Below are 22,294 nucleotides of genomic sequence, written 5' to 3'. Positions count from 1 at the left end.
TGATTTATCCCGGCTCTCTATTTAGAAGCCGGGATTTTTTTTAGAACCTATATTAACTTTTGTTCAATTGCCATTTTGACCAGTACCGCCGTATTTTTTGCGCCGAGCTTTAACAAAAGATTTTTTCTATAGCCCCGGATTGTTTCCGGGCTCAGGAAAATTTGTTCCGCAATTTCGGTATTGGTTAAACCTTCAGAAATGAGCAGCAGTAGTTCGCGTTCCCGAGGGCTTAGCCACACATTTTTTTCTGCCGGACGCTTCATGAGCAGATCGATTTCGTGGCATAAAAACGTTTCCCCCGCTGCCACAGCCTCTATTCCCGCCATCACTTCGTCGGCCATCGCATTCTTGATCAAATAACCCGAAGCACCATTGTCCAACATTTGCCGAACAACAGTATACTCGCTATGCGTCGTTAAAGCAAGTACCCTGATATTCGGAAATTGTTCTTTTATTTCCTTACAAAAATCCACGCCACTAATATCAGGCAACCCCACATCTAATAACAGAACATCCGGTTTCCAGAAGGCGAGAGAAAGCCTGCACGCTGCCGCACTATGAGCTACGCCCACAACCTTGGCTATCGCCGATTCGGCGATGAGGCTTTGCAAGCCCTCTGTTAGAATTCTATGGTCGTCTACAATCGCTACGTTAATCATTTTTATCCTTATTTGAGAACTCCAGCTCTACATGAACCTCCGTACCCTGCCCCGAAGAATAAATATTCATTTTGCCCTGGAAAGCATCCACACGTTGTCGCACATTTTGTAAACCCATACCTTCTGAGACTTGTTCCTGGTCAAACCCGATACCATCATCTTGCACGGTAAAGGATATGCGATCTTTGTCCTGCACCAACTGTACATTGATGTGGCTCGCTTGCGCATGCTTGATCGCATTATTGACCAGTTCATGTATACAGCGATAAATCATAATGTCCATTTTTTCCGGTAGGCGGGTTTCGTCCCCAAAGTAATGGAAATCAGCGATTGGGATATCGGCACAAAAATCAGTTAAGGAAGCCTTTAAACCGTAGCGCAGCAAGGATTCCGGCATCATATGGTGTGCCACCCGGCGCAGTTCCTGTATCGAATCATCGAGCATACCGATCGCTTTCTGAAAGCGAGATACATCCACGCTCTCCAATACCGCTGCTTCACCTTTCACTTGTGGCAAATTGAATTTCACCAAGGATAACATACTGCCCAGCCCATCATGGAGATCTTTCGCCAAGCGCGTGCGCTCCGCGGTTTCACCGTCTAAAGTTGCCTGCACAGCCACTAATTGTTTTTCCTGCTTCAGTCTTTGTGTTTCTTCTTCCGCAAGTTTTCGCTTATGGACGGCTAACCGATAACGGATATAAGCAAAGGCGAGTGCCACGAATAGAATAACCGTCCCCGCGATCCCCAGCCAGATATAAAGTTGACGTTGTTTTTCTAAGGCCGTTATCTTGAGCTCTTTCTTTTCCGTCTGGTACTCCATTTCCAGCAGCGCAAGACGCTGTTGATTCTCTTCCTTGAAAATGGTATCGCGAAGCGTGTACGCGGAATCCAGTTGATGGAATGCCGTTTCAAAATCATGTTCTTGCGCATTGCTTCTCGCCAGCACAATTAATGCCCGTTCTGTAAGATCCTTTAGCTCCAACTGTCTACCCCTGCTTACAGCACGTTCCGCCATCCGACCTGCTTCCTCGTATTGACCATTATTATAATAAACATGCGCTAAAATAGTCTGTGTTCTGGCGATGTTCCAGGGGTTAGGTAATTGTGTTGCTAGATCAAGTGACTTTTTGTAGTAGGGAATTGCTTTTCTATAATCTTTTTTCTGATAGGCGTAATAATTACCGTAATTAAAATAATATCCAATGATTTGAAAAGTATTATTATTTTTCTCTGCCAACTGTAGTAACTCATCCAGCATGGCGGTCACCCCCTCTGTCTTATTTTGCGATAAAAGCGCATCGATTAAAGCTAGACTTCCCTGCGCCATCATCAATTCATCACCAATCCGACGCGATATGGCAACACATTCCCGAGCGTACATCTCCGCTTTTTCGAAATCTTTTAAATAAGCATACAAGACCGAAAGGTTATTGAGCGTTTTTGGGATCGTTTCGGTGTCGCTCGCTTCATGCAATATACGTAAGGCTTTGGTGTATAAGGATACCGCTTCCATATAATCACCTTGTTGTGTTTTTATTACACCATAATTGTGTATAACATCTCCTTCTCCTTTTTTCCATCCAATGGAACGGTATAAACTTTCTGCTTTTCTATTATAAAAATATGCGGAATCCCAATTATTCTCAATGTCCGCATAATAAGCCGCCAGGAGTCGATAACTATTCGCGAGATGCAATGGCTCTTTCTGTTTTGTTGATAAATCAATCATTTGCCGTGCGATAGCAACAGCGCTATCCGGATGGCCATATAAAAGGCGCTTTCCTATTACCCGCAAAGAGTCCATATTCACTTTTCCGTTTGTATCGGTATGCTTCAAAATCAAAGAATCTACAGATTGTCCCGACAAAGCAGCCGAAAAACCAAACGCCCCCCAGACAACTAATAGCCAGGATTGCCTTTTCAGCTTGTTATATAAATATCTATGCATAACGCTCTCTATAAGGGGTTTGTCAATTTTTGTTAGTTATCATACTAACAAAGGTAAGTTATTTATAACCAATAAAAACCCCCTTTTGGGGGTAAGTTGGCAGATCACGCTCCCGTAACTTTGGTCCTAATTAAACTAAAATAAAAAGCCATGAAAACAATTTTAAAAATTTTGGCACTATGTCCCTGTTTGTGGATAGTAGGCTGCGAGAAGGAAGAAGTAAACCCAGAGGAAGAACTTCCGCAAAACTGTAATGTCATAGAAGTCTCTGGAACAATTAATCAACCCACCGTGTGGGAGGCGGGAAATGTATACGTCATCAACGGGGCAAATGTTTCGGTACGGTCCGTACTGACGATAAAGCCAGGTGTGATTGTAAAACTAAAAGACGCCAGTATAGACGTCGTTGGGGGTAAGATTATCGCGATCGGAACAGCAGAAAAGCGTATTGTTTTTACCTCGCTGGCAGACGATCGATATTGTGGGGATAATAATAGCGACGGAAATGCTACTACGCCGGCCAAAGGCGATTGGCAGCAGCTTTATCTTAACGGTACAACCGAAACAATATTTCAATACGTCGACATATTGTATGCTGGCCAAAATAGGGGAGGGTTCTATAATGCTGTTAAAATTTCTGGGCCAAGTTCTGTTTCTTTTACATTTGATAATTGCCGGGTTGCCCATACGATGTTCAACAACAATGCATCTTATGACAGCTCTTGTGCATTTTACGGAACGTCTTATATGAATGATCCGACAGTTAGCAAATTCACAAACAATGTATTTTATGATAACGGTAAGCCGATACAACTCAATGCTTATTATACATTAGATCCGAGTAATAAATTTCACAATCCGGAAAATCCTACACAGGTCAATACACATAACGGTATTTATTTACACTATTCTTCCGGCGGATTTGACGTAACGGTGAACTGGAATAATACCGAAGTGCCTTACGTCCTAGACGAATATCTTCAAGTTCACAGCTCCTCCACGATAAACATTGGATCGGGCGCCATTGTGAAATTTAAGCGTTCGAGCGCCGGTCTGCAACGGCAAGCTCCCCAAAATATAAATCTCCATCCAACAGCGATTCTTACTTCCTATAAAGATGATGCACACGGCGGAGATACCAATGGGGATGGAAGCAACTCTTCTCCGATAAAAGGCGATTGGTTGGGTTTGCGTAACGCCTATAGTAACACTCCTTATTGGGAGCAAGGCTCAACGATTTTATACGCGACTAATTAATGAACATAGTTTTCAAAAAATAAAACCTCTGCTGATGATAACGAGAACAGACCGATAAAGCGATATAGCAGTAAATATTAATAAAACGAACAAAAAATGAAAAAATCAATCTTTATTCTCTTGGCAATTTTTGTTGCCGCCGCTGCCCAGGCGCAGCCCTTTCAAAAAGGAACAACTACCGCAAATGTCGGTGTGGGTTTAGGAACCGCGCTTGGTGGATTGGGAAAAGCTCGTCCTGCCATTAGCGCCTCCATTGATCACGGCGTATGGGATGTTGGCGGTCCAGGCATAATCAGTTTAGGAGGCTATGTCGGCAATACCGGATACAAATATAGTAGCGGTAATTATACCTATAAATGGAATTACATTGTGGTAGGAGCGCGCGGAGCTTATCATTACAATGGTTTTACTACGGTGCCGAATCTAGATGTATATGGTGGAGCTATGCTTGGATATAATATCGTTAAATATTCCTCCGATGGGGATGATATGGCTATGGTCAACAATTATGGGAGTGGTATGGGGCTAAGTGGATTTTTAGGTAGCCGATGGTTTTTTAGCGATAAAATAGGGGCATACGCCGAATTAGGCTACGGCGTTTCGGTACTGAATGTCGGTCTAACGTTTAAGTTTTAGCGGAGAACCGTTTAAAAAAAAAGCCCCGACTGGATTTCCAATCGGGGCTTTGAAATATGGAGATAGAATCTAATTATTTAGATTTCTTTTCATCACCTTCCATTTGCTGTTTCAATTGTGCTAAAACATCCAAGTCACCTAGCGTAGAACGCTCTACAGAGTCTTTTACTTTTTTCACAGCTGAATTTGCAGCTTTTGCTTCTTTCTTGCGCGCATTGAATTCTTCGATACGAGCTTCTGATTTTTTGTCTTCCCAGATACGTGAGTGAGAAATAACCAGACGCTTGTTCTCTTTGTTAAATTCAATGATTTTGAATTCTGTAACCTCGTCAACTTTCAATGGGTTACCGTCTTCTTTAATAGAGTGTTTGTTCGGGCAGAAGCCTTCTACACCATATTGTAACGCAACGATATCACCTTTGTCACCAACTTTGATTACAGTACCTTCATGGACAGAACCTTCTGTGAAGATGGTTTCAAATGTATCCCATGGGTTTTCTTCCAATTGTTTGTGACCTAAAGAAAGCTTACGGTTCTCCTCGTCAAGTTCTAAAACAACAACCTCTAATGTTTCACCTACTTTAGTGAATTCGTTAGGGTGGTTAATTTTCTTAGACCAAGAAAGATCAGAGATATGGATTAAACCATCGATTCCATCTTCTAACTCTACGAATACACCGAAGTTAGTCATGTTTTTCACAACAGCAGATTGTTTAGAACCGATAGGGTAACGCTCTGTGATGTTTTTCCATGGGTCAGGAGTCAATTGTTTGATACCTAGGCTCATTTTACGTTCTTCACGGTCTAATGTCAAGATTTCTGCCTCAATTTCGTCACTTACTTTCAAGAATTCTTGTGGTGAACGTAAGTTTTGAGACCAAGACATTTCTGATACGTGAATTAAACCTTCTACACCAGGGATAATTTCAAGGAATGCACCGTAGTCTGCAACCGTAACGATTTTTCCTTTTACTTTAGAACCTACTGCTAATTCGGTATCCAAAGATTCCCAAGGGTGCTCAGATAGTTGTTTAAGACCTAAAGCGATACGTTTTTTCTCATCGTCAAAATCCAATACAACAACGTTAATTGTTTGGTCTAAAGCCAATACCTCTTTTGGATGCTCAATACGGCCCCAAGAAATATCTGTAATGTGAAGTAAACCGTCAACACCACCTAAATCGATAAATACACCGAAGTCAGTAATGTTTTTAACCGTACCTTCCAATACCTGTCCTTTTTCCAATTTAGCAACGATTTCAGATTTTTGATTTTCTAAATCGTCCTCAATTAATACTTTGTGTGATACCACAACGTTTTTGAATTCATGGTTGATTTTAACCACTTTGAACTCCATAGTTTTACCTACGTATACGTCGTAATCACGGATAGGTTTGATGTCAATTTGTGAACCAGGTAAGAAAGCTTCTACACCTTTGATGTCCACGATCAAACCACCTTTTGTACGAGATTTAACGAAACCATCAATAATTGCATCGTTTTCCAATGCTTGGTTGATAGCTTCCCAAGATTTTTGAGTTTTAGCACGTTTGCGTGACAATACAAGCTGACCGTTTGCATCTTCTTGCGATTCTACAAACACATCCACTTTATCACCAGCTTTCAAGTCAGGTAAGTCACGGAATTCCGATGCTGCTACAAGGCCGTCAGATTTGAAACCTACATTCAATACCACATCTTTGTTGTTGATAGAAACCACGATACCTTCAATGATTTCACCTTGGTTGATCTGGTTGAACGTTCCAGCGTACTGCTCTTCTAATTTAGCACGCTCTGCGTCACTGTAGTTACCGAACGCTTTTTCATCTAAATCCCAGTCAAAGTCACCTTCAGGTGTGCTCCACGTGGTAGATTTGATGTCTTCGATTAATTTTGAATCTGCTTCAGACTCGATTTGTTCAGTGTCTTTCACTACTTTAGTGTCAGCACCTTGTAGCTCTGCGTTTTTCGCCGCTAACTCTTTTTCTGCTTCTTGTTTTTTTGCCATTAATTATTAATTCTCCTTTTCCTTGCGTTGCAAGGACTGCAAAGATACGAAAAACTTTTATTTACAATAGATTATATTAAAAAAAAGGTTCCATCTTCTCTTGGAAAATCTGTGGTGCCCGGCAGGGTCTGTTCTTTTCCATATCGACAAACACAAGCTGGGTATATCCCGTATTCAGCAAAACCCCATTTTGGTTATATATTTCATATTCAAACTGGATACGCACCATAGGTCTTTCTTTGATATACACTTTGATCGTAATCAAATCGTCATATCGTGCCGGCTGGTGGTATTTACAGACCAGGTCAGTTACGGGCATCATTATGCCCATGTCTTCCAGATCTTTATAAGTAATGCCCGTACTACGGAGCATCTCGTTACGTGCTACCTCATAAAACGAAGCATAATTGCCATAATAGACATAGCCCATCTTATCGGTCTCGGCATAGCGTATCCGTATCTTTGTTTCGTGTGCAAACATGCTGTTCCTCCTATCGCATTATATTTCGTTCGTTCAGCGCGCGTTGAAACTTGCGGGCATTTATAAGGTGTTCCGCTTGAGTTTTGGCAAAATTATGGTATCCCGAAAAATCATCTTTCGCGCACATATAAATATAATCATGCTGACTATGGTTCAACACCGCATCGATAGCCGCAATACTCGGGAGCATAATCGGTCCCGGCGGCAAACCTTTATATCGGTACGTATTATAAGGATTATCGATCGTCAGGTGTCTATTAAGCACCCGTCGGATGGTAAAATCATTGTTTGCGAAGATCACGGTCGGATCCGCCTGTAACAACATCCCCTTCTCCAGCCGGTTAAGGTATAAACCAGCAATATCAGGCATCTCATCAATATGGAGTGCTTCCCCCTTTACGATAGAGGCGAGGACACCCACCTCTTGCGGAGTTAACTGGATGGCGGCAGCTTTTTCTTTGCGGTCAGCCGTCCAGAATTTGTTGTATTCATCGTGAAAACGCGCGATAATTTTGTTCGGAGCCGTGTTCCAGTAAATCTCGTAGGTATTCGGGATAAACATCGTAAAGAAATTCTCCTTGGTAAAGCCATAAGATTCCGCAACATTTTCATTTTGAAGAATCGTCATAAACGCTGCCGAGTCCGCTTCAAAGTTTTTAGCCAGGAGTCCGGCGAAATTCCCTATCAGACGGATGTTTTCAAACCTAAACTTCACCGCTTCCTGGTAGCCGCCTCTCAAGTTGCCGATCAACCGCCGGTTAGACATACCTTCGGTAAGTTTATAACGTCCTGGTTTTACATTAGTCGGATATTCCATGGCCTCTGCCACATAGCGAAAAAACCTCGTATCTTTCACCAGTTGCTGTTCCGTAACCGTGCGTACAACATCCGCAAACGTATCGTTCGATTTAACATACAAGTACTCCTGTTTGTCCGTCACACTAGGAGCTAGGAAAGCCTGATAACCCAACCAGGCTACTACCGCTCCAAGCACCAAAACCACCACGAGGATAATACCCGCTATTTTTCTAAAAGCACCTCTTTTCTCTGCCATGGTGCTTTAGTTCGCTAAAGTAACATTTACCGGACTGCCCAGACTAATAAAACCGCTGGTCGTATCCGGTTGTTGCGCAACAACCGTAGTCGACAAGGAGTCCGTGACCATGCCTGAGTAGGTAATATTCCCTAGATTCAGCCCCACACCCGAAAGCGCAAAGCGAGCTTCCGATAAAGATAAACCAATTAAGTTAGGTACTTCGATATCATCAGCACCCTGCCCATTCCCCAGTACCAATGTGATCTGCGAACCTTTCGGAATCACCCGTCCAGCTTTTAGCGGTTGTCCAGCAAACCTAACATCCAGTACCACATCGCGGGCGATATCCGCTTTATAAACGGTGTCTGCAATTTTAAGCGACTGGTTTCTTAAAATAGCCGATGCTTCAATCAAAGTCTTGTCGATAATATCCGGGAAAGCCACCTCGGGCGGTGTCTCGGTGATGATGGTCAAATAGATCGTCCGTCCATTTTTCACTTGTGCTTTCGGGTCCGGATCCTGTTCGATGACCAGTCCCGGCGCTGCGTCCATTTGATACACATAATCGATCGAATATTCCAGATCCGCTTTTTCCAATGCGGCAACCGCCTCATCGATATGGAGCCCCTTAACCTGCGGAACTTCAATCGACACACCGTGTTTAGTATACCATTGAAGGCCGAAATAGATCCCTAAAAACAGGAGTACAAATGCGATGAGTGCACCAATTAAATTTTTTCTAAACGTATCCGTTCTGAGATACAATAATAATTTCGACATGTGTTGTTTCTCTATAATTAAAGCACATTTAAGCCATGCGCCGAACAGGCAATATAATAGACAAAATTATTCTTTTTTCCCCGTAACACAAGTTATATTTGCTTTCGTTTAACATTAATTTGCAATTATAAGAGATTGGCGATGAAAACAAAAGTGGCGTTAATTACGGGCGGTTATACCGGTGAGGCAGAAGTATCTTTTAAGAGTGCCGCCTTTGTACAAGCACAGCTCGATAAGGAAAAATACGATATTTACCCCATAACAATCAGTCTAGATGCGTGGTTCCACGTAACCGAAGCCGGTATTAAAGTCCCCATAAACCGCGAGAATTTTTCGCTGATTATCAACGATCATATCGTCACTTTTGATGTAGCTTTCATCATCCTGCACGGTTCGCCCGGAGAAGATGGCCGTTTACAGGGCTATTTTGATATGATTGGTCTTCCTTATACCTCTTGTGATGCGCTCACCTCTGCATTAACAATGAATAAAGGCTATACAAAAGCGGTAGTAAACGGGATTACCGATCTTCACATCGCAAATTCCGTTTTGTTATTCGAAGTAGACCGGCAGCAAGCAGCCGAGAAGGTACAACAAAATTTAAAACTACCTTATTTTGTGAAGCCCAATGCAGGCGGTAGCAGCATCGGCATGTCTAAAGTGAAAGAAGCCGCCGAATTGCCGGTCGCGCTTGACAAAGCCTTTGAAGCAGCTCATACCGGGCATCAGGTCTTGGTCGAAGAGTTCGTTACCGGACGTGAATTCTCCCAAGGTATATTTCGCAATGCAAAAGGTGAGTTGATTGTGTTGCCCGCTACAGAGGTACGTACCACCCGGGAATTTTTCGATTTTGAAGCCAAGTATGTGCCCGGATTAACCGAAGAGATTACACCAGCAGATCTTACTGTCGAACAGCAGAAGCGTGCTTCGCGCATTATCCAAGATATTTATATCCGTTTAAACTGTAAAGGTATGGTTCGTGTCGATTTCTTTTTAGAACAGGAAACCGATAAATTTTACTTTATCGAAATCAACACCATTCCCGGGCAGACGGAACAAAGTTTTATTCCACAGCAAGTCCGTGCAAAAGGGATGAAAGAAAGCGATTTTTACGCCGAGTTGATAGAAGCGGCTATGTTGTCCGCTCCCAGAACTCAATCGTAAAATCATAGGCATGCCGTTCATCTTGTGCATGCCGCTCCTCCTTTATTTTTTTCCATTCCGTTTGCGGAAGCTCCGGGAAAAACGCATCCCCAGCTAAAGAAGTATGTACCCGCGTCAATAGTACCCGTTGGGCTAATGGGAGTGTTTGTTTGTAAATATTTGCACCGCCTATAATAAAGATCTCCCGCTCATCACGGCAATAGGTCAAGACTTCATCCAGCGAATTCGCGACATCTACATCCTCTGCTGTCCAATTTAGATCACGCGTCACCACGATATTGCGTCGATCCGGCAAAGGCTTACCTATAGACTCATAAGTTTTTCGGCCCATCACCACAGAATGGTTTACCGTATGCTGTTTGAAATGTTTAAAATCATTGGGCAGATGCCACAACATCTGATTGTTTTTACCAATAGCATGGTTCTCTGCCGCAGCTGCAATTAATGTTATTTTTAAATCACTCATCATTCATCGCTTATACTATACCACCACCATATTTACACCGCTACCGGAGCCTTGATATGGGGGTGAAACTCATAATTCTCCAGTTCAAAATCCTCAAATTTAAAATCGAAAATATCTTTTACGTCCGGATTTATTTTCATCGTCGGCAGTGGTTTTGGTTCTCTGCTCAACTGCAGTTCGGTTTGCTCAAAATGGTTGCTGTATATATGAGCATCGCCCAAAGTATGCACAAAATCACCCACTTCCATGTCACATACCTGAGCCACCATCATGGTTAATAAGGCATATGATGCAATATTGAAAGGCACCCCGAGGAAAATATCCGCGCTTCGCTGGTAAAGCTGGCAAGAAAGCTGCGGTTTCAATAAGCCCTTTTCAGGCTGCGCCGGTGCTACATAAAATTGGAAAAAAGCGTGGCAGGGAGGAAGCGCCATATGTTCTATTTCGGCCACATTCCAAGCTGATACGATAATCCGTCTAGAATCCGGTGACTTTTTGAGCTGCTCGATAACCTGTGCAATCTGGTCTATATGCCGCCCGTCGGACGTCGGCCAGGAGCGCCACTGCGAACCATATACCGGACCTAAATTCCCGTTTTCATCCGCCCATTCATCCCAAATACTTACACCATTTTCTTTCAAATATTGGATATTCGTCTCGCCCTTCAAAAACCAGATCAATTCATGTAGGATAGAGCGAAGATGCAGTTTCTTTGTTGTCACCAACGGGAAACCCTCTTTTAAGTTAAAACGCATCTGGTACCCAAATACACTGCGCGTACCCGTACCCGTCCGATCCGTCTTATCCACCCCATTCTCGTAAACATGCTTCAATAAATCCAAATATTGTTTCATAATGACAACGAAGATAGGGGTTTTTCTTCTTTTTTTCTTGATAAAAAAATGAAGCAAAAAAATCAAGACGGAATATTGTTCTGCTATTTTTCTTTGTCAATTCCTAAACAAAATGGAACTCACTGCGTTCAAACAGCATTTTGTTTTTAACGGAATCGTCCTCAGAAAAATGGCCGCAGAACTATATAAGGTCGTCTGATGCCGCATCTCCGCAAAGCAATATGGAGCGTTTTTGAGTTACGCCTTTGCATCATCCCTTCAGCCTACCACCATTTTTTTCCTTTTTCAAATTTTCGGATCTTTGATTTTATCTTTTTGTCTCCTGCAAGATGGTCGTAATAAAAAGATAGGATGTCTCCAGACATAAAATCTGGCTCATACAATTGTCCTCTGCATCGGACAAAGTACTTGTGCAACCTTGAGTCGTTATCCCATAACCCCCAATTGTTTCTAATCCACATGCCTAATCCAAAATGTGTACCATTCAAAAACGCACTTTCGGGTAACGAACGGATTTCGTTTTTAACAGAATCGGACAATAGACGATCTAACTGTCTTAAACAGTCCTTCATGTTTTTAGGGATATACTGACTTTCAGTAGTGTCAAGAGAAGTAGTTTGGTTAAGATTGAATATGTTTGCTGCATGAACGTTGACAAGGGGGAACAGAAGAAATAGCAGGATAATTGTTTTCATAAGTATATTTCCAGAACATAAATTTAGCCTTTTTTTCATAAAAGGCTCTTCTTCTTCTTTTCTTGATAAAAAAAATGAAGCAAAAAACCGAACGAAGTGAGCTCATGGATGCCGAAATAAACACGAATCCATAAATCAAGGCTTGCCTAGTTCAGCTACCTTTACTGACCCCTTCCCTTAACCCTTCAGGTCGCATCCAAATGTTTTACAACTGCACAAACTGATTTCAGCACTATCCCATATGTAAAACATTTGAAGCGACGAGTTTTTTTTGGTTACTTTTTTTTGAGGGAAAAAAAAGTAACTTTGTACCGTTGTTATGAACAAAAAAGTAGCTTTTTATACATTAGGCTGTAAGCTGAATTATTCAGAAACCTCTTCAATCGGGCGGGTTTTCAAAGAGGCGGGTTATGAAACCACCCCCTTTAACAGCCCGGCTGATGTATACGTGATCAATACCTGTTCGGTAACCGATCACGCGGATAAAAAATGCCGGAAGGTCGTCAAAGAGGCGTTAAAACATTCGCCCAACGCCTATATCACCATTGTAGGTTGCTATGCGCAGCTCAAGCCAAAGGAAATCGCTGAAATCCCTGGCGTTGATATGGTATTGGGTGCTGCTGAGAAGTTTAACATTATCGAGCACATAAACGACCTGACGAAGCAAGCGAAAGCCGTTGTTCATAATGCTCCGATTGACGAGACCCATCAATTCGTTTCCGCCTACTCCATAGGCGACCGGACGCGTACTTTCCTCAAAGTGCAAGACGGTTGCGATTACTCCTGTACCTTCTGTACCATTCCATTGGCACGCGGCGCAAGCCGTTCGGGCAAGATCGAGGATATCGTACAGCAGGCCGAAGAGATTGCAGCGTCTGGCGTGAAAGAAATTGTACTGACCGGCGTCAATATCGGTGATTTCGGCATACGTGACGGTAAGCGGCAAGACCGTTTTTTGGATCTCGTGAAAGCCTTGGATGAGGTAGAAGGCATAGACCGTATCCGCATATCATCCATAGAACCCAATCTATTGGCGAACGAGATTATAGAATTCGTCGCACAATCCAAAAGATTTGTGCCCCATTTTCATATGCCGTTGCAATCGGGAAGCAATAAAGTACTGAGCCAGATGCGTCGTCGTTATAAACGCGAACTCTATGCAGAGCGGGTGGCGAAAATAAAATCCCTCATGCCCGATTGTTGCATCGGGGTGGATGTTATTGTGGGCTTCCCCGGAGAAACACGAGAAGATTTTCTAGACACCTATCAGTTTCTCAACGAACTCGATATATCCTATCTGCACGTCTTCACCTATTCCGAACGAGAAAATACCATTGCCGCACAAATGGAAGGCGCTGTTCCGGGAGCACAGCGAAGCGACAGAAGCAAGATGTTACATATCCTGTCCGAGAAAAAGCGTCGTGCATTTTATGAAAAGCAACTTGGTAAAGTAGGAGAGGTGTTATTCGAAGGAGATGTTAAAGACGGTTACATGCATGGCTTCTCCAAAAACTATGTAAAAGTCCGTTCCTTATATGACCCCTTATTGGTCAACGAAATTATTCCAGTAAAATTCACATCCATCAGCGAACAAGGAGAGGTGGACGTCGAAGAATTGCCCGAATTGTTGACCCATTCCTAATTTACTGCCGATCGCTTTCGGATATTCAGCAGGATGACGATGACCAGTATGCCGGCCACCCCTATAAATTGTGCGACCGATACCTGCTCTTTTAACACGATATAAGACATACAAACCGCTACCGGTAGCTCAATATAACTTAAGATGTTGCCGAGCGATACCCCCGTTTTTGGAATTCCATACGAAAATAAAAGCGGAGGAAGAACCGTGCCAAAGACAGCGAGCAATAAGCCATAGCGCCATAGCGCAGAAAAGACCGGCGGCGTGAAAAGGCTAAAGGGTTGGAGCACAATAAAGATCAATAAAAATGCCCCCACAATCAATAAAGCACTTTTCTGAAGCGGCGGATGATCGTTGCCCACGCGGCCGCTCACGATAATAAAAAGCGCATAGGCCGTCGCGGCCAGCAATCCATAGCCGATACCAGCGATGTCTACCGCCTGAAAATCGTCCTCGAGTAAACCGGTCGCCAGAACAGTGCTCAGCAAGATGGCCGCAATACCGATCGTTTGGCGCCGACTGATCCTAGTTCCGAAGAAAATAAACTCGATCAACTGGCCGATCCAGATATATTGCATTAAGAGAATAATGGCTAGCGAGGCCGGTACCAATTGGACACTCTTATAATAGAGAATACTAACTGCCCCGGTTGAGAGACCGCTGATGATAATCTGCCATCTCGGCGAAGTAGCCGAATAGCGGGCGAAATAATTCTTATTCGTGAGCAAGAGGATGCCGATCAAGAGCCATAAAATCAGTAGCCCAAACAGCGATTGGATACCCGTTACCTCACCCAATGTGAAGCCCTGCTCATAAGCTTTTTTAACAAACGTAGATAGTATACCGAAGCTCGCTGCACCCAGTACCACAGCCACAACACCTTTAATTTTTTCCCTGTCCATTGCGGCGCGCAAGTTACAAAATCATTGTCAAACTAATCTTGGATGCTTACATTTGTAATATGCAGCGTTCATCCTATCCGTACATTACTCTAATAGCGTGGATTATGGCCGTTTTTTTGCTGACGTCCTGCGGCGCGAAAAGAAAGGTGCTTTCCAGTGGTGGTGCAAGTTACGGCAACACATCGACACGTAAATCCATTCCTACAGATGCCAGTGATGCGCGCGGGAAATCGTGGTCCGCTTCCGGTATCGACAATTATGCAGCGATTCTGGGCGTATCGGCCCGCGACCTCAAAAACAAATCCCTCTATTCTTTTATCGACAAATGGTTGGGCAGTCCCCATCGTCTGGGCGGCACGAAGCCCTCGGGTATAGACTGTTCCGGTTTCGTGGGGGTATTGTACCGAGAGGTGTACGGCAAAGACCTGCCACGCACCTCGCGGGATATGGGCGCACAGGTCAAACGAAAATACGAGCGGCAACTTCGGGAAGGCGATCTCGTTTTTTTTTCCTTCAGTGGGAAAAATATCGACCACGTCGGTGTGTACCTGCATAACAATAAATTTGTACATGTATCTACCCGCAGAGGGGTCATCATCTCCGATATAAAAGATAGCTGGTACTATAAGTACTTCGTGCGCGCCGGCACCCCAAAAATCTAACATTCAAATTACAAAACCCTTTCGATAAGGCGCTTTCCCACATGTTTAAATGCTATCGAATGTGTATTTTTGCGACAAATTGATGTATCATGAGTAAAAGAGCGAAAGCCATTTTTTTAGGCCTCTGTATTATAGGTTCTTTTTTTATCTACTGTGTTTACTATTATTCCAACATGGTAAAAAACGCACCTTTCCGTTATTCCGATTTTGAATATGTATCCATCCAATACGGCGTGCCCGATTCGATGTTGAACAGTTACCACTCGGCTACGCAAGATTACCAATACCTGAACCGGGACAATGAAGTCGTTAAAAAGAAATTGAAACTATCGGACGATGACCTGCTTATTCTCCACCGTAAAGCGATGGAGATGGGATTCTGGAACATAGACGAAGATTTGAAAACGCCACGGACAGACTCTATCGAAGGACGCAACGTGCCACGATATATACTCGAATACAAGTATAAAGAGAAAGGGAAAACGGTCACAATGGATGCCGATTACCCCGGAAATCAGAAAATGATGGATGCCGCAAAAACGACCATCGAGACGGTTTTGGAACGGATAAATATCGCCAATGCCCGATAAAGAGATAATGCAGGCTTAACACCCCGCTAACGTTTAGATCATACGAATAGCACATCTTTGGAAAGAGTAATTTTTGTTCGTCATTAATGATCAAGATTAATGGTGTTAGTGTTAAGGCTTGTTGTGAAATACGCCAAATAAAAAGGGTTCCCCCGCAGGGCAACCCTTTTTTATTTAGTATTCATCTTTGTCGCTGTAGACCCCCTACGCTTCAGGGTCTTTAGCAAGTGCCTCCAGTTTACTTTCCGAAAGAAGATGACGGAGGTCATCAGAAGCCGGTAATTCAAACACCTCTAGGTGAAAATACTTGATAGCCGCAAATAGGTGATCAAATAAATCCGACATCGTATTTTCAAAGAATGCCCACTCCGTCCCGTTCGTAAACATATACAATTCCAGTGGTAAGCCGTGCTCCGTAGGCGCTAGTTGGCGAACCATAAACGTCAAGCCTTTATGGATATCGGGATTCTGTTTGGCATAGGCATTAATATACGCCCTAAATAACCCAATGTTGGTCATGCGTCTACCATTGACCAATACCGTTTCATCCACGCCCGACTCTCGATTATACGCTTTGATTTCCGTTTCCCGTTTTTCGATATACGGAGCCAGCAGCTCAATTTTTTTAAGATCTTCAATTTCCCCTTCATTCAGGTATCGGATGGTTGCAATCTTGATGTTGATCGACCGCTTAATTCGCCTTCCGCCCGATTCCTGCATCCCCCGGTAATTGGTAAAGGAGTCACTTAATAAGGTGTACGTCGGGATAGTCGTGATGGTTTTGTCAAAGTTTTGAATTTTGACATTGTTTAAGTTGATCTGTACCACATCCCCATCAGCACCATACTTCGGCATCGAGATCCAGTCGCCCACCCGGACCGAATCATTGGCCGAAACCTGTATACTGGCTACAAAGCCGAGAATCGTATCTTTAAAAACCAACATTAAAATGGCCGATGCGGCCCCCAAGGAAACGAGAAACGACCAAGGAGAGTTACCCGTTAGGATCGAGACGACTAGGGTGCCGACTACGAAAAACAAAAATATTTGAATGACCTGTAAATAACTGTCTAGCGGTTTATCTATAAAGGCTTTCGAAGTACGTAAAATATCCCGGCCAGTCTTCAATAAGCTATTGATGAAGGCGTATACAGCCAAGATCACCAATATTTGGAGGAACTTATTCAATCCCGCATTAAAATTCGGAAAACCGATAAAGATAAGCGGAATCATCTGCTGGGCAATAATCACGAGAATCAGCTGGCTGAGCTTATTTAACACTTTATTCTGCAGCAGAAAATCGTCCCAATTGGTTTTTGTTTTCTGGATAAGCTTTGTCAGTATCGACTGAGAGATCGCACTGATCAGCATGTGGATCAGATATAGCCCGATAAATACGATGATCAGCAAGCCGACAGACACAACAATATGCGCAATTTTGTCGGAAAGTCCGGCGTTTTGAATGAGGTTAAAAGTCCAATTGTAAAGTGCACTAGTTTGCTGTGCGGTGATGTCAATAAGATTCGTGTTGTCCATATTAACAGACAAATTTACGAAAAATGCCGCACAAACCGGCAATTTGGATGTCTATCGTTTGTTTCTTCTTTCGATTTCGTCCCGTATCTTGGCTGCGGTTTCGTATTGTTCCGCTTCGATTGCTTTATGAAGACTGGTCTGCAGCTGCTCGTCGCTGAGGTTAGCGTAAGGTGATTTGGGTGCAGGTTCTTTCTCCGGCGTCGGTGAAGTGGGAGCCGTCATGGTATTCTCTTTGGGGAGGCCTTCCAGATTTTCCAGAAAAGCGAAATCGTTGCTCTCAATGACGATTCCTGCCGCATCCATAATAAAATCGTATACGAATATGGGCGTGCCAAAACGTACCGCCAGCGCTACAGCATCGGATGTCCGAGAGTCGATATCAAGCGTTTTGTCACCGTTAGAGCACACCAGTTTGGCAAAGAAAATACCGTCAATCAAGTTATAGATCAACACCTCCTGCACCTGAATCTGAAAATTATCGGCAAAAGTCTTAAAGAGATCGTGCGTCAGGGGGCGGCTCGGCTGCATTTTTTCAATTTCTACCGCAATAGCCTGCGCTTCAAAACCGCCAATAATAATAGGCAGACGCCGATTTCCACCCGTCTCTCCCAAAACCAATGCGTACGCGCCAGATTGTGTCTGACTGTACGATAACCCCACAATATCTAATTTGATTTTCTTCATCCTTAAGCCTATCTATACTACAAACATATATATTACTTTTTTCACGTCAAAAAAAGTAATCAAAAAACTCATCGCCGAAACATCTCCCGAAAATTTTTACTTTTGTTTTGCTATGGGTAACAGATTAGAAGAATTACAAGCGTTTTTAAAAGAGAATCCCAACGATCCTTTTTTGAAATACGCCATTACGATGGAGTATAATAAGAGTGGTGATGCGGAAAAGACATTGGCCGGTTTTCAGGATTTGCAGCTCCATCATCCCGAATATGTAGGGACCTATTACCATTTCGCTAAATTTTTGGAAGCGCAGGGCAAAAAAGAAGAGGCGCTGTATATCTATCAAGCCGGAATGGAGGTAGCACAGCAGCAACGAAACCGCCATGCTTACAACGAACTTTCCGGAGCCTACAATATGGCGAGAGGTCTGGATGAGGATGACTGGGACGACTGAAAATGTTAAATATAGCACCACAGGCACTTTGTGGTATCTTTTTTGTTCTCCTTACGGAAATTTGATATCATGCGTTTGGTTGTTTTTATATGTGGGTTATTGTTTTCGGGTTCGTTCATTATTATCAGTTGTGTGAACAATCGGACCAATGCCAATATCGAAAACAACAAAGTGGGAAAACTTACGGAGAGCCGTTTGGTCGGCACCTATAGGGGCAAATTGCCTTGTACAGATTGCGATGCCATATCTACCTCCTTAACGCTGGCCACCGATAAAGCCTATACGCTGGAATATATATACCTCGGGAAAAGCAACCAGACTTTTTCTAAAACCGGAAAATGGGAACTGCGAGACGGCGAACTCAATTTAGAGGGACTCGACTATAAATACAAAGTAGAACCCGAACAGCTAAGGCAGCTCGATCTGTCGGGTAAAGAAATAAAAGGCGAATTGGCTGAGCGCTATGTGCTGCGTTTTGCCAATTGATTGCCTGAAGCTGCCTTACCCCTGCGACTCACAAATTTCCTTTAGCTTGTTAACCACAAAATCGATCTCTTCGGTCGTGTTATATTTGCTAAACGAGAAACGGACCGACGGACGGTCAGGATCAGCTCCTAACGCCTCCAATACATGACTACCCAGTTGTGAACCCGAGCTACATGCACTGCCGCCGGAAGCGGAAATACCCGCAATATCCAAACTAAACAGCAACATATCCGCTATTTCAGTACAGGGGAGCGATACATTTAAAACAGTGTAGAGCGAATCCTCAGCGCCCGTATTTCCGTTAAAGGTAATCCCCGGAATATTTTCTAACAACGCTGCCCGCATGTAATCTTTCAGACCCTGAATGTGGATTCGGTGCTCGTCCATGTGCTGGTAACACAGCTCCAGCGCCTTCGCCAGCCCCACAATACCATACACATTTTCCGTTCCGCCACGCATATTGCGTTCTTGCGCACCACCATAAAGTAGCGGACGGATTTTGTTTTTTCCGTTGATGTAGATAAAACCCACACCCTTTGGTCCGTGAAATTTATGCGCTGCACCCGTTAGGAAATCGATCTGCAAAGTCGAGAGGTCATGTACATAATGGCCCATCGTCTGCACCGTATCCGAATGGAAAACAGCATCAAATGCCTGGCATATTTCCGAAACTTTATGAATATCCGTCAGTGTACTAATTTCATTGTTGGCATGCATCAACGACACAAAAGTGCGGGGATTTTTGGAGAGCAAAGTTTGTAAGTGCTCCAGGTCCACCTGTCCTTGGGCATCTACACGAACAAAATCCAGCTGTATCCGATCGCCTTGTGCCATCTCCTCCAAGGTGTGTAGTACCGCATGGTGTTCCAGCGGCGATGTAATAGCGTGCGTGATGCCCAGATCCATAATAGACCGGACGATCGCCATGTTATCGGCCTCCGTTCCACCCGAAGTAAAGAAAATTTCCGAAGGAGAAGCTTTTAACAAGCCCGCTACTGTTTTCCGCGCCTTTTCGACGATCGTTTTCGCCTGGCGGCCATGCGCATGGATGGAAGATGGGTTACCAAAATGTTCTTGCATCGTCTCCGTCATGATTTGTATGACCTCGGGATCCAAAGGCGTGGTAGCGGCGTTATCAAAATATACTTGCATGCAGCAAAAGTACGTATTATGTGTACTTTTTTTAGAAAAAAGAACCGAAAAATTGTCGCTTCGAATGTTTTACATGGAGGGGACTACTAAGGATGAGTTTGTACAGTTGTAAAACATTCGGATGCGACCTTTGATGTTAAAGAGGGATGGTGCAATCGCGTAAAAGTTTTTTGCTAGCTCTGACAGTCGTCATTGCGAGGAGGTACGACGAAGCAATCTATGTTTTCATTACCACAATTTTACTTCTTTCTCGTATAGGTCTTCCCAATTAGGGTTGAGCTCTTCAATCAATGTTATTTTCTGCACTCTACTTCCTCCCTTTAATCTCTTTTCTTCAGCAATTGCTTCTTCAATATTTGAAAAGAAATTATAGTAAACGAGTTTATATATTTTATATCTGCTTGTAAATGCATTGGAATAAGTTCGATGAAGATGTTGATACATCCGGGACTGCAAGTCTGATGTCACACCAGTATATAGTACTGTACAGCGACTATTCGTCATGATATAAACGCATCCTCCTTTTTTCATATACAATGTTTTTTAGGTTTTCCAGATTGCTTCGTTCCTCGCAATGACGGAAACACAGCACATTTAATTTCTTCTAAAAAGCAGATACCCAGAAAACAAGCCACCAGCTAATGCCAGAAACAAAACTAAATCACCGTATTTGGTATAAAAAGTAAGTTCCTCGTTGAGGTTGATTTCCTGCGATAGGGCAGCAGGCGTCCACCAGCTGGTTTGTTGAACAATGTCTCCGCGTTGGTTAATAAAACCAGATATGCCCGTATTAGCCGAGCGTGCTACCCAACGACGATTCTCAATAGCGCGTAATTTGGCGTAGAGTAGGTGCTGGTCTTTCCCGGAAGTATTGCCCCACCAGCCATCGTTGGTTACAATAGCGATGAACTGTGCGCCTTTCCGGATATATTCCGCCACATAATCACCCCAGATGGATTCGTAGCAAATAACCGGAGCTGCGCCTATACCACTTTGCGAATAGAATACCGATGGTTCCGGCTGGCTACCATACCCGCCCGTAGATCCACCGAAGTGAGCGAAAAGCGGTTTCATAAAGCTTAATGCATTCCCAAAAGGTAACTGTTCCACACCGGGAACCAATTTAGACTTGTGGTAGAACTGTAATTTACTGGATTGGTCGATCAAAACCGCCGCATTAAAAGGATCCAGAAACACACCGTTTCCGTAGTCGCGCGCTGTAACCGTTTTGGCGTAATTATAAATTTGATAGCTTTCGATGCCCGAAAGCACATTACCATTTTTATAATCGTCCAGAAAATCGGTTACCCGCTCGTAGGCCGGGTACGCCCGAAACTGTTCTTCATCAATACCACCCCGGTCCGAAGAAAGCGCGGTTTCCGGCCAGATAAAAAACTCCGTGTTGGGTTTCGCAACCCCTGCTGACAACTCCAATAAAGTAGTCAACTGTTCGGATGCCGGAATAAAACCAAATTTTCCATACGGGTCGATATTCGGTTGTACCACAACAACTTCCGATGGGTTGGTGTGTTCCTCATAAGAGCTATACTGAATAACCGAAACCATAGCCGGAATAACCAGCGTAGCGGCTATCGCGAATGACAGTTTTTTGCTGCTGAACACCGCTATTTTTTCGCGAGATTGCCAGACGAGTAAGAATACCAGGAGATTAACTACCCAGATCCATATGGTGCCCCCAAAGACCCCCGTAAAGCTATACCACTGGATTAGTTGGTGGAAATTAGCAAAACCGTTTCCTAATGTCATCCAGGGAAAGGCCAAATCCCACCACTGGTGCAGAAATTCGTAGCCCAGCCAAAAAGATACGAGCCCGATAAAACTGTAGCCAATCGCCATTTTCTTGCGAAACTGATAATATAGCCGAAAGACCAATCCCATCAGGAGAGGGGCTAGTCCGAAAGGAATGAGCGAAATGAGTAAGGATACGTAGGAAGGCAAATAAGCGTTCATCGCATGATATACCCAATAGATAGAGGCGGTATTCCATACAAATCCGGTGAAGAAAGCGAGCCAAAAAATCTTTTTACCTTTTCCGGAATAATCTCCCCGAATGACCTGTTCGATTGCAAAAAGTAGCGGGACGAAACCAACGAAGAGCGATGGGCTGCTATAAGGTATCGGCGGCCAAGCCAGCCATAAAATAACCGCACTTAGAAATGCTAAAAAATAATGATTTTTCAC

The 22,294-nt window shown here is 43.6% G+C and carries 23 protein-coding genes; 8 read left to right on the top strand and 15 right to left on the bottom strand.

The features are described from left to right. Positions 1-47: 47 nt before the first annotated feature. Both LKO28_RS07520 and LKO28_RS07515 read right to left on the bottom strand, forming a co-directional pair. On the bottom strand, positions 48-659 hold the full coding sequence (locus tag LKO28_RS07520) for a response regulator (protein WP_227694170.1): 612 nt from the start codon (positions 657-659) through the stop codon (positions 48-50). Then, a complete protein-coding gene (locus LKO28_RS07515; RefSeq protein WP_227694168.1) occupies positions 652-2,610 on the bottom strand; it encodes a tetratricopeptide repeat protein in 1,959 nt (652 codons plus the stop codon). Before LKO28_RS07515 ends, LKO28_RS07520 begins: the two co-directional genes overlap by 8 nt. A 150-nt stretch (positions 2,611-2,760) precedes the next feature. Here LKO28_RS07515 and LKO28_RS07510 point away from each other — a divergent pair, with 150 nt between their 5' ends. Then, positions 2,761-3,867, top strand: a complete 1,107-nt coding sequence (locus LKO28_RS07510) for a hypothetical protein (RefSeq protein WP_227694167.1) — start codon at positions 2,761-2,763, stop codon at positions 3,865-3,867. A 96-nt stretch (positions 3,868-3,963) separates the two neighbouring features. Next, a complete protein-coding gene (locus tag LKO28_RS07505; RefSeq protein WP_227694165.1) occupies positions 3,964-4,503 on the top strand; it encodes a hypothetical protein in 540 nt (179 codons plus the stop codon). Positions 4,504-4,576: 73 nt separating this feature from the next. On the opposite strand, the gene rpsA is transcribed toward LKO28_RS07505, so the two are convergent. The 4 genes from rpsA to LKO28_RS07485 form a co-directional block, all read right to left on the bottom strand. Continuing rightward, a complete protein-coding gene (gene rpsA, locus LKO28_RS07500) occupies positions 4,577-6,511 on the bottom strand; it encodes a 30S ribosomal protein S1 (protein ID WP_227694164.1) in 1,935 nt (644 codons plus the stop codon). A 76-nt stretch (positions 6,512-6,587) separates the two neighbouring features. Beyond that, the gene (locus LKO28_RS07495) at positions 6,588-6,992 is read right to left on the bottom strand and encodes an acyl-CoA thioesterase (protein ID WP_227694162.1); all 405 of its coding nucleotides are present in this window, start codon (positions 6,990-6,992) and stop codon (positions 6,588-6,590) included. Between the two features lie 10 nt (positions 6,993-7,002). Further along, positions 7,003-8,046: an endolytic transglycosylase MltG gene (gene mltG / locus LKO28_RS07490; protein ID WP_227694160.1), complete on the bottom strand. Its 1,044-nt coding sequence runs from the start codon at positions 8,044-8,046 to the stop codon at positions 7,003-7,005. A 6-nt stretch (positions 8,047-8,052) separates the two neighbouring features. Then, positions 8,053-8,808 carry a PASTA domain-containing protein gene (locus tag LKO28_RS07485; RefSeq protein ID WP_227694158.1) on the bottom strand — a complete coding sequence of 252 codons (756 nt, stop codon included), beginning with the start codon at positions 8,806-8,808 and terminating at the stop codon, positions 8,053-8,055. 141 nt (positions 8,809-8,949) lie between these two features. Here LKO28_RS07485 and LKO28_RS07480 point away from each other — a divergent pair, with 141 nt between their 5' ends. Further along, on the top strand, positions 8,950-9,972 hold the full coding sequence (locus LKO28_RS07480) for a D-alanine--D-alanine ligase (RefSeq protein WP_227694157.1): 1,023 nt from the start codon (positions 8,950-8,952) through the stop codon (positions 9,970-9,972). Here LKO28_RS07480 and LKO28_RS07475 read toward each other — a convergent pair. From LKO28_RS07475 to LKO28_RS07465, 3 genes are all read right to left on the bottom strand, one after another. Next, positions 9,941-10,441: a dihydrofolate reductase gene (locus tag LKO28_RS07475; protein WP_227694155.1), complete on the bottom strand. Its 501-nt coding sequence runs from the start codon at positions 10,439-10,441 to the stop codon at positions 9,941-9,943. The genes LKO28_RS07480 and LKO28_RS07475 overlap by 32 nt on opposite strands. Before the next feature lie 29 nt (positions 10,442-10,470). Next, positions 10,471-11,292 (bottom strand): thymidylate synthase, encoded by an 822-nt coding sequence (locus tag LKO28_RS07470; RefSeq protein WP_227694153.1) that lies wholly within the window; start codon positions 11,290-11,292, stop codon positions 10,471-10,473. Between the two features lie 263 nt (positions 11,293-11,555). Then, complete coding sequence (locus LKO28_RS07465; protein ID WP_227694151.1) at positions 11,556-11,987, bottom strand: DUF6794 domain-containing protein; 432 nt, start codon at positions 11,985-11,987, stop codon at positions 11,556-11,558. A gap of 319 nt (positions 11,988-12,306) precedes the next feature. Here LKO28_RS07465 and mtaB point away from each other — a divergent pair, with 319 nt between their 5' ends. Then, the gene (gene mtaB / locus LKO28_RS07460; protein WP_227694149.1) at positions 12,307-13,629 is read left to right on the top strand and encodes a tRNA (N(6)-L-threonylcarbamoyladenosine(37)-C(2))-methylthiotransferase MtaB; all 1,323 of its coding nucleotides are present in this window, start codon (positions 12,307-12,309) and stop codon (positions 13,627-13,629) included. Here the strand turns inward: mtaB and LKO28_RS07455 are convergent. Next, entirely contained in the window at positions 13,626-14,531 is a 906-nt protein-coding gene (locus tag LKO28_RS07455; RefSeq protein WP_227694147.1) for a DMT family transporter, read from the bottom strand. The two genes, mtaB and LKO28_RS07455, sit on opposite strands and share 4 nt — an antisense overlap. A 104-nt stretch (positions 14,532-14,635) precedes the next feature. On the opposite strand from LKO28_RS07455, the gene LKO28_RS07450 reads away from it, so the two are divergent. Both LKO28_RS07450 and LKO28_RS07445 read left to right on the top strand, forming a co-directional pair. Beyond that, positions 14,636-15,193 (top strand): C40 family peptidase, encoded by a 558-nt coding sequence (locus tag LKO28_RS07450; protein WP_227694146.1) that lies wholly within the window; start codon positions 14,636-14,638, stop codon positions 15,191-15,193. Positions 15,194-15,282: 89 nt separating this feature from the next. After that, positions 15,283-15,783, top strand: a complete 501-nt coding sequence (locus tag LKO28_RS07445; RefSeq protein WP_227694144.1) for a hypothetical protein — start codon at positions 15,283-15,285, stop codon at positions 15,781-15,783. A gap of 204 nt (positions 15,784-15,987) precedes the next feature. Here LKO28_RS07445 and LKO28_RS07440 read toward each other — a convergent pair whose 3' ends face one another. Together LKO28_RS07440 and LKO28_RS07435 are read right to left on the bottom strand one after the other, a co-directional pair. Continuing rightward, positions 15,988-17,319, bottom strand: coding sequence for a mechanosensitive ion channel family protein (locus LKO28_RS07440; protein WP_227694142.1), 1,332 nt, complete (start codon positions 17,317-17,319; stop codon positions 15,988-15,990). Between the two features lie 51 nt (positions 17,320-17,370). After that, positions 17,371-18,003, bottom strand: coding sequence for a bifunctional nuclease family protein (locus tag LKO28_RS07435; RefSeq protein WP_227694140.1), 633 nt, complete (start codon positions 18,001-18,003; stop codon positions 17,371-17,373). A gap of 112 nt (positions 18,004-18,115) precedes the next feature. Here LKO28_RS07435 and LKO28_RS07430 point away from each other — a divergent pair, with 112 nt between their 5' ends. Together LKO28_RS07430 and LKO28_RS07425 are read left to right on the top strand one after the other, a co-directional pair. Next, on the top strand, positions 18,116-18,454 hold the full coding sequence (locus LKO28_RS07430) for a tetratricopeptide repeat protein (RefSeq protein ID WP_227694139.1): 339 nt from the start codon (positions 18,116-18,118) through the stop codon (positions 18,452-18,454). A gap of 69 nt (positions 18,455-18,523) precedes the next feature. After that, positions 18,524-18,940 carry a copper resistance protein NlpE gene (locus LKO28_RS07425; protein WP_227694137.1) on the top strand — a complete coding sequence of 139 codons (417 nt, stop codon included), beginning with the start codon at positions 18,524-18,526 and terminating at the stop codon, positions 18,938-18,940. A 15-nt stretch (positions 18,941-18,955) separates the two neighbouring features. Here LKO28_RS07425 and LKO28_RS07420 read toward each other — a convergent pair whose 3' ends face one another. The 3 genes from LKO28_RS07420 to lnt form a co-directional block, all read right to left on the bottom strand. Then, positions 18,956-20,092 (bottom strand): cysteine desulfurase family protein, encoded by a 1,137-nt coding sequence (locus LKO28_RS07420; protein ID WP_227694134.1) that lies wholly within the window; start codon positions 20,090-20,092, stop codon positions 18,956-18,958. Between the two features lie 228 nt (positions 20,093-20,320). Beyond that, positions 20,321-20,623: a GIY-YIG nuclease family protein gene (locus LKO28_RS07415; RefSeq protein ID WP_227694132.1), complete on the bottom strand. Its 303-nt coding sequence runs from the start codon at positions 20,621-20,623 to the stop codon at positions 20,321-20,323. 63 nt (positions 20,624-20,686) lie between these two features. Continuing rightward, the gene (gene lnt, locus LKO28_RS07410; RefSeq protein ID WP_227694130.1) at positions 20,687-22,294 is read right to left on the bottom strand and encodes an apolipoprotein N-acyltransferase; all 1,608 of its coding nucleotides are present in this window, start codon (positions 22,292-22,294) and stop codon (positions 20,687-20,689) included.

Source organism: Sphingobacterium sp. FBM7-1 (genome assembly GCF_020687765.1).
Classification (GTDB): Bacteria; Bacteroidota; Bacteroidia; order Sphingobacteriales; family Sphingobacteriaceae; genus Sphingobacterium.
This window is presented reverse-complemented; position numbering and strand designations above follow the sequence as displayed.